15 protein-coding genes are annotated in these 15,095 nt (G+C 72.7%); 5 read left to right on the top strand and 10 right to left on the bottom strand.

The window, feature by feature from the left end; all coding sequences use genetic code 11:
- Window positions 1-2: 2 nt before the first annotated feature.
- Entirely contained in the window at window positions 3-1,670 is a 1,668-nt protein-coding gene (locus tag SMD20_RS32935) for an ABC transporter substrate-binding protein (protein ID WP_329588793.1), read from the bottom strand.
- A gap of 180 nt (window positions 1,671-1,850) precedes the next feature.
- The gene (locus SMD20_RS32930) at window positions 1,851-3,290 is read right to left on the bottom strand and encodes a phosphatidylinositol-specific phospholipase C domain-containing protein (RefSeq protein ID WP_329588790.1); all 1,440 of its coding nucleotides are present in this window, start codon (window positions 3,288-3,290) and stop codon (window positions 1,851-1,853) included.
- A gap of 198 nt (window positions 3,291-3,488) precedes the next feature.
- On the opposite strand from SMD20_RS32930, the gene SMD20_RS32925 reads away from it, so the two are divergent.
- Window positions 3,489-5,357: an adenylyl cyclase gene (locus tag SMD20_RS32925; protein ID WP_329588789.1), complete on the top strand. Its 1,869-nt coding sequence runs from the start codon at window positions 3,489-3,491 to the stop codon at window positions 5,355-5,357.
- Window positions 5,358-5,401: 44 nt separating this feature from the next.
- On the opposite strand, the gene SMD20_RS32920 is transcribed toward SMD20_RS32925, so the two are convergent.
- A complete protein-coding gene (locus tag SMD20_RS32920) occupies window positions 5,402-5,575 on the bottom strand; it encodes a hypothetical protein (protein ID WP_329588787.1) in 174 nt (57 codons plus the stop codon).
- A gap of 52 nt (window positions 5,576-5,627) precedes the next feature.
- On the opposite strand from SMD20_RS32920, the gene SMD20_RS32915 reads away from it, so the two are divergent.
- Window positions 5,628-6,758, top strand: coding sequence for a hypothetical protein (locus SMD20_RS32915; protein WP_329588785.1), 1,131 nt, complete (start codon window positions 5,628-5,630; stop codon window positions 6,756-6,758).
- A gap of 8 nt (window positions 6,759-6,766) precedes the next feature.
- On the opposite strand, the gene SMD20_RS32910 is transcribed toward SMD20_RS32915, so the two are convergent.
- The 3 genes from SMD20_RS32910 to SMD20_RS32900 form a co-directional block, all read right to left on the bottom strand.
- Window positions 6,767-7,306: a DinB family protein gene (locus tag SMD20_RS32910; protein ID WP_329588783.1), complete on the bottom strand. Its 540-nt coding sequence runs from the start codon at window positions 7,304-7,306 to the stop codon at window positions 6,767-6,769.
- A 10-nt stretch (window positions 7,307-7,316) separates the two neighbouring features.
- On the bottom strand, window positions 7,317-8,561 hold the full coding sequence (locus SMD20_RS32905) for an alpha/beta hydrolase (RefSeq protein WP_329588781.1): 1,245 nt from the start codon (window positions 8,559-8,561) through the stop codon (window positions 7,317-7,319).
- A 138-nt stretch (window positions 8,562-8,699) separates the two neighbouring features.
- A complete protein-coding gene (locus SMD20_RS32900) occupies window positions 8,700-9,497 on the bottom strand; it encodes a lytic polysaccharide monooxygenase auxiliary activity family 9 protein (protein ID WP_329588779.1) in 798 nt (265 codons plus the stop codon).
- Between the two features lie 119 nt (window positions 9,498-9,616).
- Between SMD20_RS32900 and SMD20_RS32895 the strand changes: the two genes are divergently transcribed.
- Window positions 9,617-10,792 (top strand): sensor histidine kinase, encoded by a 1,176-nt coding sequence (locus tag SMD20_RS32895; RefSeq protein WP_329588777.1) that lies wholly within the window; start codon window positions 9,617-9,619, stop codon window positions 10,790-10,792.
- A 9-nt stretch (window positions 10,793-10,801) separates the two neighbouring features.
- On the opposite strand, the gene SMD20_RS32890 is transcribed toward SMD20_RS32895, so the two are convergent.
- The 4 genes from SMD20_RS32890 to SMD20_RS32875 are packed head-to-tail and all read right to left on the bottom strand — an operon-like array spanning window position 10,802 to window position 13,628.
- Entirely contained in the window at window positions 10,802-12,028 is a 1,227-nt protein-coding gene (locus SMD20_RS32890; RefSeq protein ID WP_329588775.1) for a site-2 protease family protein, read from the bottom strand.
- Window positions 12,029-12,085: 57 nt separating this feature from the next.
- On the bottom strand, window positions 12,086-12,595 hold the full coding sequence (locus SMD20_RS32885) for a GNAT family N-acetyltransferase (RefSeq protein WP_329588773.1): 510 nt from the start codon (window positions 12,593-12,595) through the stop codon (window positions 12,086-12,088).
- A 14-nt stretch (window positions 12,596-12,609) separates the two neighbouring features.
- A complete protein-coding gene (locus tag SMD20_RS32880; RefSeq protein ID WP_329588771.1) occupies window positions 12,610-13,059 on the bottom strand; it encodes a protein-tyrosine phosphatase family protein in 450 nt (149 codons plus the stop codon).
- Window positions 13,059-13,628, bottom strand: a complete 570-nt coding sequence (locus SMD20_RS32875; protein WP_329588769.1) for a CGNR zinc finger domain-containing protein — start codon at window positions 13,626-13,628, stop codon at window positions 13,059-13,061. Before SMD20_RS32875 ends, SMD20_RS32880 begins: the two co-directional genes overlap by 1 nt.
- 198 nt (window positions 13,629-13,826) lie before the next feature.
- On the opposite strand from SMD20_RS32875, the gene SMD20_RS32870 reads away from it, so the two are divergent.
- A complete protein-coding gene (locus SMD20_RS32870; RefSeq protein WP_329588768.1) occupies window positions 13,827-14,210 on the top strand; it encodes an STAS domain-containing protein in 384 nt (127 codons plus the stop codon).
- A 33-nt stretch (window positions 14,211-14,243) separates the two neighbouring features.
- Window positions 14,244-14,966 carry a class I SAM-dependent methyltransferase gene (locus tag SMD20_RS32865; RefSeq protein WP_329588767.1) on the top strand — a complete coding sequence of 241 codons (723 nt, stop codon included), beginning with the start codon at window positions 14,244-14,246 and terminating at the stop codon, window positions 14,964-14,966.
- The last annotated feature ends 129 nt before the right edge of the window (window positions 14,967-15,095 follow it).

Genomic DNA, 15,095 nt, shown 5'->3' with positions numbered 1-15,095 from the left:
GGTCAGACCCCGCTCAGGTAGCGCAGGCGGGCCAGGCCGTCCATGGGCTGCACCCAGCCGGCGACCTTCTCCCTCACCGGGAGGGTGAAGTTCGGCTGGCAGATGATCGCCCAGGGCACGTCCTCGGCGAGGATCTCCTGCACCCGGGCCCACAGCTTGAGCCGGTCGGCGTCCTCGACCGTGGTGTGCGACTTCTCGAAGATCTCCTCGATCTCGTCGTTGACGTAGTTGGAGTAGTTGAGGCTGGCGCCCTTGGTGAAGCTGGTGCCGAGCATGTACTCGACGTCGTTGACCCAGAGCTGCCCGGCCGTGAGCTGCAGCGGGATGTTCTTCTTGCCCCGGCGCTCGCCGAGCGTGGCCGGGTCCAGCGGGACGAGCTTGAGCTCGATGCCGGCCTTCCTCGCCTCGCTCTGCACGAGCACCGCGATCTGCTGCTGCTCGCCGTTGTCGGCCTCGAAGACCAGCTCGGAGCTGATCGCCGGCTTGCCGGCCTCGGCCAGCAGGGACTTGGCCTTGTCCAGGTCGTAGGCGTAGGGGTAGCCGGTCTCGGCGTAGCCCGGCATGTCCAGCGGCACCAGGCTCTTCGCCGGGCGGGCGTCGCCGCCGTAGACGTTGGCGATGATCTGCTCGTACGGCACCGCGCAGGCCAGCGCCCGGCGGACCTTGACGTCGTCGAAGGGCGCGGAGGTGACCGACATCTGGATGGCGACCTGGTTGTTGCTCGGCGCCGAGATGACCTTGATGCCCTGGGCGTTCTTGAGGTCGGCGATGTCGCGCCGGCTCATGCCGAGGGCGAGGTCCACGTCGCCGGCCTGGAGCTGCAGGCGCTGGTTGGCGGCGGCGGGGACCACGGTGAGGCGGATCGTGCTCAGCTTGGCCGGGTCGGGGCCGGGGTAGCCGGTGTTCGCGGCGAGCTCGATCTCCTGGCCCTGGACGGCCTTGGCGACGTTGAAGTAGCCGCCTGTGGGCGGGTTCTTGGCGAACCACTCCTTGGCCCAGGGGTCGGCGTCGGTGGCGTGCTTCTTGGCCTCGGCGGAGTCGAAGACGTAGAGGGAGATGGCCTGGATCTGGCGGGTGAGCGCGCTCGGGAACGCCTGGTGGAACTCCACGGTGTAGTCGTCCACCACCTTGACCTGGTCGGCCTTGGTGAGCCCGATCAGCCGGTAGACGCCGGCGACGTTGGCCTGGGCGGCGAACGCGCGGTCCTTCGACCACTTGACGTCGGCGGCGGTCATCTCGTTGCCGCTGGCGAACTTCACGCCCTTGCGCAGCTTGAGCGTCCAGACCTTGTTGTCGGCGTCCGGCTCGAACGACTCGGCGAAGGTGGGGGCGATGTTCTCGCTGTCGAGGATCTGCGAGCCGCCGACGTCCTTGACGCCGTAGTCGATCAGGTACGGGAAGACGTTCTTGTAGAGCATCAACGCGGTGAGGTCGAAGCCCACGAAGTCCTGGTCCCAGCTGCTGATGTAGCTGCTCACCGCGATGCGGAGCGTTCCACCGCCGGACCCTGTGTCCGACGCCGTGCCCGACGGCCGGGCCTCGCCGCCCGCCTTGGTCCCGGCGGCGCAGCCGGCCGCGAACAGCAGCGCCACGCTGCCCCCGAGGCGCAGCGCCGACCTGCGCGACAGCGGCGAAGACGTGGCGGCGTCCAGGCGCGGGAATCCGGCCATGTGTCCTCCTGGGGGACGGAAGGGACGGCATGTTCAGTCAGGCGTTCCGTTCATGAACGCATCACGAAACCGGTTCACCGGCTAAAGCCCTGCTGGTTGCCTGCTGTTCTACCGCTAAGCGGGCATAAAGGACAAGGCTGTTCAGATAATTTCACCCAGGTGAAACATGCCGAACCCTGTTCAGCGAACGGCCCCCGCCTGCGTGAGCAGGTTCCGGTACCACGTGTCGTACGGGCGGTTCGTCGCCGGGTAATTGGCGAGCGGGTCGGTCGCCCGGGACGCCGAGTCGAAGTCCCAGCCACGGGCCAGCCGCCCCGCCTGACGGGCGGAGACGATGAACGACGACTGCGTGGCGGGGGCGGCGTAGTAGAGCGCGTCCTGCTGGAGCTCGGCGCTGTCGCCCTGCTGGAACTCGGTGAAGGCGACCTGCGGGTAGCGGACGCGCGCGCCGGCCCGGCGGTCGGTGTCCACGCGCAGGGTCGTGGCAGGGGTCGGGCCGTCGGCGCCGGTCCAGACGCGCACCCGGGACGTGCCGCTGACCGCGGTGGTCTTGTCGGGGCGGGCGTCGGAGGTCTTCGCGTTGCCGGTCCAGGCGACCGTGCGCGCGGCGGCGTCGAGGGCGCCGGTCCAGGTCCAGTTCTGGCTGTTGCTCTGGCTGCGGTGGATCTCCTGCAGCCGGGTGCCCGCGGCGTCGGTGAAGCGGACGGTGGGCAGGACGCCGTTGTCGTACTGGTGGCTCGCCGACCAGGTGATCTCGCCGTCGGCGGCGAGGCGGCCGACGCGGTACCACAGCGTGGTCGCGCTCTGGGACTGGTGGACCTCGACCAGGTCGCCGGCGTCGTTGAGCGCCACGGCCGGGGTCACGCCGCTGTCGTAGCGGCCGTGGCGCAGCCAGGTCACCGTGCCGTCGGGGCCGTACGTGCCGCTCCAGTACCACAGGTCGCCCGACCCCGAGTCGTGCACCTCGACGACCTGGCCGCGGGCGTTCATGGCGACGGCGGGGCTCGTGCCGGCGTCGCGCTTGTAGAGCGTGCGTGTCCGGCCGTTGCCGGACAGCAGCACGAGCACGCGGCCACGTAAGGCGTCCACCGTCGGCGTGGCGGCCGGGTGGTCCGACGCGCGCAGCAGCCGGTCGCCGAAGACGGCGGTGAGCTCCTGGTTGAGCGCGGCGAGGTTGCCCGCGGCATAGGAGGTGTTGTCGGTCAGGTCGTCCTTGATGTCGAGGGCGACGGTGATGGGCGCGGCGGTGGGGTGGGCCGCCGACCAGGCGTTGATCGTGGTGAGCCAGTCGCGCAGGAGGTTCGAGGCGGGATTGCCCGTGTGGTCCACGGCGTCGCCCGGGGAGTCGTGGCCGATCGCGTAGTCGCGGGCGCTCGCGTAGCCGTTGTCGTGGATGTCCAGCTCGATGAAGCGCACGCCCTCGTCGAGCTGGCGGACGATCGAGCCCCTGGCGCCGTCGAGGTCGCCCGAGTAGCTGTTGTGCGTGGCGCCGAAGACCGCCGAAGTCAGAGGCAGGTCCGCGGCGCTGTTGACGGTCGCACCGGCCGGAGCGGCGGTCACCAGGGCGGACACGAGCACGGCCGCGGCGAGCGCGGGGAGTGCGGCTCTCGGCTGGGGCATCGGCTGATCCTCGCGATCTCGGGGTGCCTCCAGACAACACGATCTTGAGGTCGCCGCCAACCCCTGTTTTCCGGGCCCTCACGGCCCCTACGTGCCCTTGTGAACAGGCCGGGCGGCACGGTACAAACAACCCGAGAGAGCGCTCTCTCGCAGCCCTCTCTCACAGCGGCCGGCCCGCCCGTCGAAAGGACTTCACCCATGACCATCCAGCAACCTGACGGGCGCCGGCGTACCGGCCGGGCGATGGCGTTGGCCGTCGTGCTGGCCACCGCCGTCATGACGGCCGGGGCCACCGGCCTGCCCGCGAGCGCGTCACCGCACGGAGGCGGCGCTCCCGACCTCGGCCCCAACGTCACCGTCTTCGACCCGGGCATGCCGGTCGCCGACATCCAGGCCACCCTCGACGCGGCGCACGCCGCCCAGGTCGACGCCGAAATGGGCACCGCCAGGCACGCCTACCTGTTCAAACCGGGCACGTACGGCACCGCCGAGCACCCCCTCCAGATCAAGGTCGGCTACTACACCGAGATCGCCGGCCTCGGCGCCTCCCCCACGGACGTCGTCATCAACGGCAAGGTCGAGGTCTACAACCGCTGCCTCGCCGACGGCGGCACCGCCAACTGCCTCGCCCTCGTCAACTTCTGGCGCACCCTCTCCAACCTGTCCATCAACATCAACGCCGCGGGCCAGGACGGCTGCCGCTCCTCGGCGAACTTCTGGGCCGTCTCCCAGGCGGTCTCCCTGCGCCGGCTCGACGTCACCGGCGGCACCCTGTCGCTCATGGACTACTGCACCGCCGGCCCCCAGTACGCCAGCGGCGGCTTCATCGCCGACTCCCGGCTGCCGGCCGTCACGAACGGCTCGCAGCAGCAGTGGCTGACCCGTGACAGCGAGATCGCCGGCTGGTCCAACGCGGTCTGGAACCAGGTCTTCTCCGGCGTCGTCGGCGCGCCCGCGGAGTCGGCGTTCCCCGACCCGCCGTACACGACGCTCGACACCACCCCGGTCAGCAGGGAGAAGCCGTTCCTGTACACGGACGCGCGCGGCCGCTACCAGGTGCGCGTCCCGGCCGCCCGCAGGGACACCCGCGGCGTCTCCTGGGCCGGCGGCCTGACGCCCGGCCGGACGATCCCGATCGGCGACTTCTTCGTGGCCCGGCCGTCGGACCCGGTGCAGGTCATCAACAGCCAGCTCGCCCGTGGCAAGCACCTGCTGCTCACGCCCGGCGTGTACGACATCCCGCGCTCCATCGAGGTCAAGCGCCCGGACACCGTCGTGCTCGGGCTCGGGCACGCCACGCTCACCGCCGTGGGCGGCTCGACCCCCATCGACGTCGCCGACGTCCCCGGCGTGATCGTGGCCGGCGTGACCATCGACGCGGGCGAGCGGAAGTCGCCCGTCCTGCTGCGGGTCGGCAAGCGGAACGGCCGGGGCCACAGCTCGCCAGGCAACCCGACGACGCTGTCCGACGTGTACTTCCGGGTCGGCGGCCCGCACGTCGGCAGCACGGACGTCGCCCTGGAGGTCAACAGCGACGACGTGCTGATCGACCACACGTGGGTGTGGCGCGCCGACCACGGCGTGGAGGGCCTGACCGACACCCAGCGCTGGAACACGAACCTCGGCCGCACCGGCGCGGTCGTCAACGGCGACCGGGTGACCGCGACGGGCCTGTTCGTCGAGCACTTCCAGCAGTACAACACGGTCTGGAACGGCGAGGCGGGCACCACGATCCTCTACCAGAACGAGCTGCCGTACGACCCGCCCACCCAGGCCGACTGGATGAACGGGAAGGTCAAGGGCTGGGCCGGCTACAAGGTCGGCGACCGGGTGCGGACCCACCGCCTGTACGGGGCCGGCGTCTACGTCTTCAACCAGAACAACCCCGACATCCACACCGAGAACGGCTTCGAAGTGCCGCGCACCCCCGGCGTCCGGTTGCACCACATCATGACCGTCAACCTCAGCGCCGGCACGATCGACCACGTCGTCAACGGCGTGGGCGAGGCGGCCGACACCACGAGGACGGGCTCGCCGGTCTACGTCACGGACTATCCGGCTCCCTGACCTCTGGTAAAAACCCTCGCAAAACGCGGACGCCGCCCGGCCGCTCAGCCGCCGGGCGGCATTCGTCGTAGCAAAATATCCACCCCGCTGAGCACCGCAAATACCAATTTATCGGTTTTTAAGCCGCCGCCAGGAATGCGCGCCTCGTGAAAATATCCTCCGCACCGACCGGAGTCCTCATTAGCATTCTGCACGTGGCCGCCCACCACCGCGCCCACGCTCACTGAGCACGGCTCTCGCCCGCTCAGACCCCCCGTCGAAGGAGTCTCTGTGACTCGGTACGCCATCGACCGCGCCCGCGGCGCGCTCATCGCTCAATGGAGCACCGGCATCGGCGAGACCGCCACCACCGTGGCCGACCTACCCTCCGCACTCCCCCACCACGAGCTGCTGCGCCTGTCCGCGGGGCTCACCCAGCTCTCCCTGGCCTTCTGGCGCTGCTACACCCATCCCGCCAGCATCGCCGACCACTACGGGCCCGGCAGCCTCGGCCGACAGCGGCAGCAGGAGCGCGAGGCCTTCGGAACAGTCCACGACTTCATCGTCTCCGCCGACCGGACCGCCTGGGCGCAGATCGGCACCAGGGTCCAGGAGGCCGCCCACACGGTCGGCCGCACCCTGGCCTTCCTCGGCCGGCCCGACCTGACCGCCCGGATCGCCGACGAGGTCGACGTCGAGCTCGACGCCGTCGAGCGGGCCGAGCTGGGCGACCTGTCGCAGCGGGCCGGGCAGGCCGTCGCCCTCAGCCGCGAGGACGCCTCGCCGCTGCAGGTGGCCCAGGCCGACCGGCTGCTGCGCCGGCACCCGTTCGGCTGCGACGCGCTGTTCACCCGGCTCGACCCCACCGCGGCCGCCGTCGCCGCCGCCCACTGGCTGTACGCCGCGGTCGCCGCCACCTCCCGGCTCACGCGCGCCCATCCGGCGCAGATCGTGGCCGCCGCCGACCAGCCGTTCAAGCCGCTCGCGTTCGAGAGCCTGACCGAGGTCGTCAGCGGGCTCGGGGCGGGCGTGCGCCCGCGTCCGGTGGTCATGACCCTGATACGCAACGCCCTGCACGTCGGCGAGGGGCATCTGCTCGGCATCATCGAGGCCCGCCACCGCATCAACGCGGCCGAGCGTCTCATCGGCGAGGTCCACGCCGAGCATCCCGAGCTCGCCGTCGGCGCCGACACCGTGCACCTGCCCCTGACCCCGCTCGACCCCGGCCGTCCCGCCCCCGACCTGCTGGAGAACCTGCTGCACGGCATCCAGAGCTGCTGGCGCTTCTACGAGCGGCACGTACGCACCCACCAGCCGGGCGGCGGCCTGAGCGTGGAGGGCCCGCGCCGGCAGAAGCTGCGCCGCGCCTTCATCGTCGCGGTCCGGCAGGAGGCCGACGCCCGGCACGACCAGTTGCTCTGACCGACCCGTCACTCGCCGGTGAGGCCGTCCACGGACTCGCGGATGAGGTCGGCGTGGCCGTTGTGCCGGGCGTACTCCTCGATCATGTGGCAGAGGATCCAGCGGAGTGACGGGGTCGTGCCGTCGGACCAGCCCCGCTTGGCCAGGCGGTCGAGGCCGCCGTCGGCCAGGGCCTTCTCGGTCAGCTCGCGGGAGCGGGCCACGAAGTCCTGCCACATCGCGTGCAGCTGCTCAGGGGAGTCTGCGGCGGCCGAGTTCCAGTCCCAGTCGCGGTCGGCCGCCCAGTCCACGGTGTCCCACGGCGGGTGCGGCTCGTTGCCGTGGAGGGAGCGGTTGAACCAGTGGTCCTCCACGTACGACATGTGCTTGAGCAGCCCGCCGATGGTCATCGACGAGACGCCGACGGTGGCCCGCAGGCCGGCCTCGTCCAGGCCCGAGCACTTCCAGTTGAAGGTGGCCCGCTGGTAGTCGAGGTAGCCCAGGAGGGTGGCGGTCTCGCCGGCGGCGATGGGGGGCTCAGGACGGCCCTGTTCGTCGATCACGGTCATTCCAGGGAGTCTAGAAGGACCTCCAGCGGGCCGTGAGATGGCGCAGCCCGTCGCGGAGCGCCGGCCGCCAGCACGGCGTGTCGTGGCCGCCGGGAAACTCCCGCACCGTCAGCTCGTCCACGTGCGGCCGGGCCGCGCGGGCGAAGCGCTCGACGGCGCCGAGCAGGGTCAGCCGGCGGTCGCCGACGTCGGCCTCCAGGGTGCCGTAGCTCATCCACAGGCGGACCGGCCAGCGGTGGCGGCGCTCGCGGGCCAGGCGGGCCAGCAGGTCGAGCCCGGCCGGACGGCCGGCGCGCCCGCGCGGCTCCCACCAGAGCGAGCCGGACATCACCAGCGCCGCGCCGAACAGGTCGGGTCGCTGATGCGCCAGGCGGGCGGCGGCCAGCCCGCCGAGCCCGGCCCCCGCCACGATCACCCGTGCCGGGTCGGCCGCGGCGTGGTGCCGGGCCCGCAGCCAGGGCACGATCTCGGACACGAGCGCCGCGACGAAGCCGGGGTCGCCGGACAGCTCCTCGACCCGCCGCCGCCTGGACAGGTTGTGGACGTAGGCGACGAGGAAGGCGGGCATCCGGCCCCGCGCGATGGCCTCGTCCAGCTCGCCGGCCAGCCAGGCGAACGCCTCGCCGTCGAAGACCACCACCAGCGGCAGGTCACGGAGCTCGCCGCGGAAGGGCGGGCGGTAGACCGTGACCGGGCGGGCCAGCGGGCCGGCCCCCGGGCGCTCGGTCACCAGGCGGCCGAGGCGAACGGGGCGGTGCCGCCAGTCCTGGCCCGGCGCGCCGGGCAGGGCCAGCGGCGTGACCCAGTCGCTGACCGTCGCGGGGATCGGCGCCTTCTGCCCGCCGAGCAGGCCGAGCACGTTCGGCACGCGGCGCGGGGCGGCCGGGTCGGGGAAGGATCGCGACAGCAGGGTCTCGATCAGCTCGTCGCGGGCGGCGGCCGAGGCGGCCAGCCGGGCCCGGCGGACCGGGCCGAGCCTGGCGAGCGGATCACGCTCGACGTAGCAGTAGGTGAGCGTGCTGTCGGACGGGAAACGGGCGCCGTAGGCCCACACCTGGCGGCCCCGGCCGTCCGCGCCGAGGCGGCGCATCCGCTGCGGAAGCGCCTGACGGACGCCCTGGATCCAGAGCGACAGCGGGGCCCGGCCCCCGGTGGTCACGAACGTCACTTCGGTCTGCCCGTCGGACTCCGCCAGCACCGGCCCGCCCGCCGCCAGGAGCGCGTCCAGGTCGGCGGGCGCGGGGCGGGCGGGCAACGCGGCGAGGACGGAGGTGGTGGCCGGACCGTAGAGGGCGTGCTGCGCGCGGCTGATGGTCGCCTCCCAACGTCGTACGACTAAGGCAAGCCTAAGTTAATACAGCGTGAGGCGAGCGCAATCCGGGTAGCCCCTCGGTCACCTGCGGCGGCCGGCCCGGAGGCCCACGAAGGCGGCCGCTCCCACCCCGGCGGTCAGCAGGACGCCCACGCCGAGCTGCCACGGGACGCCGACCGGCGCGGCCGGGCCCTGGGCCGGCGGCTGGAGGGCGGGAGCGTTGCCCTTGCGGGCGGCGGCGGTGAAGACCACGTCGGAGCAGGAGTAGTAGGTGTCCGGCGTGTCGGAGTTCTGCCAGATCGTGTAGATCAGGTGGCGTCCGGTCCTGCCGGTGGGGAGCCGGCCCTTGAAGGCGTACGAACCGTCGGCGAGCTTCGGGTCGGTGACCGTGAGGAACGGCTCGCGTTCCAGGGACGACCAGCGCAGCGGCTTGGCCGGGTCGTAGCCGGGCTTGGTGACGTACAGGCGGAAGGTGCCCTTGTGCGGGATCGTGCCCCGGTAGCGGAAGGTGAAGCCGGCGCCGGGGCGCAGCTTGGTGGCGGGCCAGTCCTTGCGGGCGAGGTCCAGCCCACGGAAGCCCGGCAGGCCGCCGCTGCACAGCCTGCCGTCCGGGATGACCCGGCGGTCCCTGCCCGCCACGTTCGCCACCCTGAGGTTGTCCCATTCGGCGGGCAGGGCCGAGCCCGCGACCTTGGCGGCGGCCCGGCAGGCCGCGTACGTGTCCGTCCCGCCGCAGGCGGCGGCCCTGCTGAGCGGGCTCTCCAGCGCGCCGTGCGCGTCCGCGGGGCCGGCGATCATAATTATCGACAGCAGCAGCCCGCCGGCCGCGCTCGTGATCCGGTGCCGCAACGTCCCGACCTCCCCGCTCGGCGTTCTCACCCCGAGGTACGGAAGGCGGGCGGCGGCGGTTCAGCGGACAGGAATCACCCCGGAGGGGGACCCGGCGTGCGGCGCTGGGCTGATGACCGCCCCTCCCTCCGCTCCCTAGGCTCCGCTTCATGGCCGACGCTTCCCGTGACCCCCGCACGACGACGTGGCCGGAGCCGATCGACTGGCTGCCGGCTGCGCTGATCGGCCTGCTCGCGCTCGCCGAGGAGCTGCGGGCCGCCGGCGGGGCGGTCCCCGCGCTCTGGGCGGCCGGGGCGGTGCCGGCCGCGGCCCTGGTGCTGGCGCGGCGGCGCCGGCCGGTCACGGTGATGGGGGTGTTCACCGGGGTCAGCCTGGCGGCGTACCTGCTGGCCGGCCGGCCGCCGGCGGCCTGGCAGTGGCACGCCGCGCTGCTGCTGCTGTTCACCGTGCTCAGCCAGGCCCCGGCGGGCGGCGCGCGGGGCCTCGCCGGGATCGGGATGAGCGCGCTGTTCCTGTCGGCGCAGGTGCTCGCCGAGCCGGCGGCGGTCGGGGAGCACCTGGTCGCGGGCGCACTGGCCCTCGTCGCCGGGCTCGCGGGCGCGACGGTCCGCCGCCGGCGCTCCCCCGGCGAGCCGCCGGCCGCTCCTGAGTCCCCCGACGTCGTGGCGGTGGCGCGGGAGCGCGCCAGGATCGCCCGCGAGCTGTACGACCTCGTCGCCCACAACGTCAGCGTCATGGTGCTCCAGGCTGGCGGCGTACGGCTGCTCCTGCCCCAGGAGCTACGGCAGCAGCGCGAGGCGCTGGCCCTGATCGAGGAGACCGGGCGCGGCGCGGTGGAGGAGCTGCACCGCACGCTGGACCTGCTGCGCACGGACCCCGACACCGGCGAGACGGCCCCCCAGCCCACCCTCGACCGGCTGGCCGAGCTGGTCGCGCACCTCCGCTCGGCGGGCCTGGACGTGGCGCTGCGCATCGACGGCACGCCCCGGCCCCTGCCCGCGGGCCTCGACCTGTCCGCCTACCGCATCGCCCAGGACGCGCTCGCGAACGTGCTCAAGCACCCCGGCCCGACACAGGCCCTGGTCCGGATCACGCACGGCGAGGCCGAGCTGCGCCTGGAGATCACCGGCGAGTGGCCGCGCGACGGCCGGCCCGGCCCAGTGCCGCCGCAGGGCGGCGACGGGCTGACCGGCATCAGGGAGCGGGTGGCGCTCTTCCGCGGCGCCATGGACGCGGGACTCCGCGAGGACGGCGGCTACCGGATCCACGCGGTGCTGCCGCTCCCGTCCTCCGCCGTGCCGGCACTCGGCGCGAGACGGCCCTGACCGGCGGCGTCAGACCTCGGTGCGGCGGTGCTCGCGTTCCCCGGGCTTGGGCTCGGGCTCGGGCCGGCGCGGGGGCGGGACGGCGAGGTCGGCGCCGCGCGGGTGCGGGTAGGGGTCGTGGTGGTGCAGGCCGGCGGTCTGGATCGTCCGGCTGATGTCGCTCGGCGTGATCAGGCCGAGAAGCTGCCCGGACGGGCCGAGCACCACGGCCCGGCCGTCGGCGCCGCCGTTCATCCGCGGCAGCAGGCCGAGCAGCGGCTCGTCGGGGACCGCCTTCGGCACCTGGTCGGCCGGGCAGGCGATGTCGGCGAGCCGGGTGGTCTCCCGCGCCTCCGGCCGCACCTGGCGCAGCCGGTTGAGCGTCACCAGCCCGAGGAAGCTCCCGTCGGCCGCCACCAGCGGGTACGTCGACAGCCGCCGGCTCATCACCAGCCGGTCGATGAGCCCGGCGACGGTCTCGTCCGGCGAGGCGGTGACGGGCCGGGCCGACATGACCTCGCCGACTGTCACCCCGTGCAGCGTCGCGCCGAGCTGGGCCTGCTGCTCCTCGGCGCTCGCCGCGTTCACCAGGAACAGGCCGATGAGGACGAGCCACAGCCCCTGGAAGCCCCGCCCCGAGACGACCTGGAGGAAGCCGAGCGCGATGAGCACGTAGCCGAAGACGCGGCCGGCGCGGGCGGCGGCGACGGCGGCGCGTACCCGGTCGCCCCAGCGGGACCAGAGCGCGGCCCGCAGCACCCGCCCGCCGTCCAGCGGCGCGGCCGGGACCAGGTTGAAGACGGCGAGGAGCACGTTGACCGCAGCCAGGTAGCCGAACATGCCGGCCACCAGCGGCACGCCGCCGCTCACCAGCGCCAGCGCCGCGAACACCACCGCGCACACGAAGCTGGTCACCGGCCCCACGACCGCGATCCGCAGGTCGGCGCCCGGAGTGCGGGGCTCGCTGCGCAGCTCGGCCACCCCGCCGAGCAGCCACAGCGTGATCCGCGGCACCTCGATGCCGTTCCGCTGGGCGACCAGGGCGTGCGCCAGCTCGTGGGCGAGCAGCGAGGCCAGGAAGAGGACGGCGGTGCCCGCGCCGGCCAGCACGTACGCCACCACGGAGTGCCCGGGGAAGGCGAGCGGGAACTGCCCGAACGCCAGCCCGGCCACCAGGATCACCACGATCACCACCACGCTGATGTTGAGCCCGACCTCGACCCCGCCGATGCGGCCCAACCGGAACGACGAACGCATCTGTCTGCTCCATCCGCTCGGATGAGGTCCGGCTACCCGCCAGCCACCGAAGAAACCTCAGGTCAGCGGGCGTTCCATCAGCGTCGTGTCCACCCAGCGGCCGAGCTTGAAGCCGACCTCGGTCAGCCGGCCCGCCTCGGTGAAGCCGTGCCTGCGGTGCAGGGCGATCGAGCGGTCGTCGCCCGCGTCGGCGATGACGGCGATCATCCGGCGCAGCCCGGCCGTCATCGCGCCGTCGATCAGCGCGGCCAGCAGCGCGTTGCCGAGGCCGCGGCCGACGTGGCCGGGAGCCAGGTAGATGCTGTCCTCCACGGTGTGCCGGTAGGCGGGCTTGGGCCGCCAGGGCCCCGCGTAGGCGTAGCCGGCGACCTCGCCGCCGACGTCGGCGACGAGGAAGGGGAAGCCGCGGGCGGTCAGGTCGGCGAGCCTCGCCTGCCAGTCCGCCACCGTGGGCGGGGTCTCCTCGAAGGTGATGACGGTGTTGGCGACGTAGTGGGCGTTGATCGCGGTCACGGCCGCCAGGTCGGCGGGGACGGCCGCGCGGATGACGGCGTCGGAGTGCGTCACGGGCGATGCCTTTCTTAAGATCGCTCGGCATCATAGGGGAAGCGGGCGATCCACCGGCGCTGCCAGGGGGTTTCCACCGCGCGGGGGTGGTGGTGCTCGCGGGTCCAGGCGAGCGCGGCGGCCGGGTCGAGGCCGGACAGCACCGCCAGGCAGGCGAGCACGGTGCCGGTGCGCCCGACGCCGCCTCCGCAGGCCACCTCGACCGCCTGGCCCGCCCGCGCCCGCTCGCGCAGCTCCCCGATGCGGCGTACGGCGAGGTCCCGGTCGCGCGGCAGCAGGAAGTCGGGCCAGTCGATCCACTCGTGCGGCCAGGTCAGCGCGGCGTCGTGGCGGCGGCGGAGCCGGTCGGAGCCGAGGTAGAGCCCGAAGTCGGGCCGCGGGCCCGGCGGCAGCGGGTGGCGCAGGCCGCGGCCCCGTACGTGAAGGCCGTCCGGCAGCCGGATCGCCCCTTCCAGGGCCGTCATCAGGTCGCGCTCCGCAGGCGGGCGCGGTGGCCGGCGACGTTGACCCGGTTGCCGCACCGGTCGGGCATGCAGTACGCCCGCCGCCCCGCCCTGCTGACGTCCACGAACACGCCACGGCAGCCGGGCGCGGCGCACGGGCGGAAGCGGGAGTGGCCGAGCGTGCGCACCGCGCCGAGCAGGCCGATGCCGATCACGGCGGCCAGTTCGGCGGCCAGCGGCGCGCCCGGCGCGGTGGGCACGTGCCACTGCCAGGCTCCGGCGTCGTCGCGCCGCAGGACCGGGGAGCATCCCGCGCGCCCGGCCAGCACCATGGCCCCGGCCACGGCCTGCTCCTCGGTCTCGGTCTCGATGACGCCGCGGGTCTCGCGGCGCAGCAGGTGCACCTCGTAGAGCGCGGCGTCGTCCGGCGGCGGTGCGTCGAGGACGAGGCCGTGCCTGGCCAGAAGGCCCGCCAGCGCGGCCGGGCGGGGCAGCGCGTCCCCGGCCGCGCCCCGCACCGTCGGCGACGTGCTGACCAGGTCGTTCGCCACCGCCACTCCGGTGGCGTAGCCGGCGATCGGTATGTCCACGTGCGCCCTCCTCGGTAACCGTTGCAGGAGGATTATAAGCCTTACACGAGCGTACGCCGCACCCCTCCGGCAGGGTAAGAATTCGACAGCCGCATCTTCTAAGACGGGCGGCACCCGGCTATCGTGCGGTAAAGGCGAACCACGCCTTGTCCATGTTCTCTGAGAATTCGCACTCGAATTCCGATCGGTGGGCATTGCATGCTGGATCTCACGTTCGCCGTGCAGAAACTGCCGGGCGTGTGCGTGATCTCCGTCGCGGGCGAGATCGACTCCGCCACGGCTCGCGCGTTCGACCTCTACATCCAGCGCAACCGGCGCGCTCCTGGCGAACACGTGGTCGTCGACCTCAGCGAGGTCACCTTCCTCGCCAGCGCGGGGCTGCGGGTGCTGCTCAACACCCACGCCTTCGCCCGTCAGCACGGCGGCGTGCTGCATCTGGCCGCCCCGCATCCCAAGATCGCCGGGCTCATGGAGCTGACCCAGGCGAACACCGTTCTGCACGTGCACGAAACGGTGGAGCAGGCCGTGATCGCCGCTCTCCAGCAGGCCAACGCCCAGGAGAAAACCCTCACCGAAGCCTGAACGGCCCCGTGACTGATGGGTCAGAATGGCCGGATGTCTGAATCCTACGACTATGACCCGATCGCCGAGGGGTACGCGGCCGAGAACGAGAAGAGCCTCGTGAACGCGTACTACGAGCGGCCCGCGATGCTGGAGCTCGCCGGGGACGTGGCCGGGCGGCGCATCCTCGACGCCGGCTGCGGCGCGGGCCCTCTGTTCGCCGCGCTGCGCGATCGAGGCGCCGTCGTGACCGGCGTCGACGCGAGCGCCGGGATGCTGGAACTGGCCCGGCGGCGGCTGGGCGCCGAGGCGGACCTGCGGGTCGTCGACCTGGCCGGCCCGCTGCCCTTCCCCGACGACACGTTCGACGACGTGGTCGCGTCCCTGGTGCTGCACTACCTGGAGGACTGGGGGCCGACACTGGCCGAGATCCGACGCGTGCTGAAGCCCGGCGGCCGGCTGCTCGTCTCGGTCGACCATCCCTTCGTCATCACACTCATGCAGCAGGCGGCCGGGGAGAAGCCCAAGTACTTCGAGACCCGTAACCGGACCGAAGAATGGGTCATGGGCGGGCAGACCACCACGCTGAGCTTCTGGGACCGGCCGCTGCACGCGATGACCGAAGCCTTCACCGCGGCGGGCTTCCGCATCACCGTCATCAGCGAGCCTCCGTTCGTGCCGGAAGCCCGCGACCTGTTTCCCGAGGAGTTCCGCGAGATGGAGCCCACCCGCACGAGGTTCCTGAGCTTCCTCTTCTTCGTCCTCGAAGCCGGCTGACAGGTGCCTCTGCCGGAAATTTCAACAATTTTCCGGCCCCTTCCCCTACGCCCGGCCAGCGGCGATAAGGCCGGCATCAGGGCGGGACAAGCGGCCCGATCTTTCCCTTAACCAGCTCTTACCGGGCAT

Source organism: Nonomuraea sp. LP-02 (genome assembly GCF_036289125.1).
Classification (GTDB): domain Bacteria; phylum Actinomycetota; class Actinomycetes; order Streptosporangiales; family Streptosporangiaceae; genus Nonomuraea; species Nonomuraea bangladeshensis.
The sequence above is the reverse complement of the archived record's forward strand: the minus strand, read 5'-3'. Positions and strand labels throughout refer to the sequence as shown.

Excerpts from the sequence above, each read along its gene's own strand:
- SMD20_RS32935 (WP_329588793.1), bottom strand. The coding sequence starts at position 1,670 with ATGGCCGGATTCCCGCGCCTGGACGCCGCCACGTCTTCGCCGCTGTCG.
- SMD20_RS32930 (WP_329588790.1), bottom strand. The coding sequence starts at position 3,290 with ATGCCCCAGCCGAGAGCCGCACTCCCCGCGCTCGCCGCGGCCGTGCTC.
- SMD20_RS32925 (WP_329588789.1), top strand. The coding sequence starts at position 3,489 with ATGACCATCCAGCAACCTGACGGGCGCCGGCGTACCGGCCGGGCGATG.
- SMD20_RS32910 (WP_329588783.1), bottom strand. The coding sequence starts at position 7,306 with ATGACCGTGATCGACGAACAGGGCCGTCCTGAGCCCCCCATCGCCGCC.
- SMD20_RS32895 (WP_329588777.1), top strand. The coding sequence starts at position 9,617 with ATGGCCGACGCTTCCCGTGACCCCCGCACGACGACGTGGCCGGAGCCG.
- SMD20_RS32890 (WP_329588775.1), bottom strand. The coding sequence starts at position 12,028 with ATGCGTTCGTCGTTCCGGTTGGGCCGCATCGGCGGGGTCGAGGTCGGG.
- SMD20_RS32880 (WP_329588771.1), bottom strand. The coding sequence starts at position 13,059 with ATGACGGCCCTGGAAGGGGCGATCCGGCTGCCGGACGGCCTTCACGTA.
- SMD20_RS32870 (WP_329588768.1), top strand. The coding sequence starts at position 13,827 with ATGCTGGATCTCACGTTCGCCGTGCAGAAACTGCCGGGCGTGTGCGTG.
- SMD20_RS32865 (WP_329588767.1), top strand. The coding sequence starts at position 14,244 with ATGTCTGAATCCTACGACTATGACCCGATCGCCGAGGGGTACGCGGCC.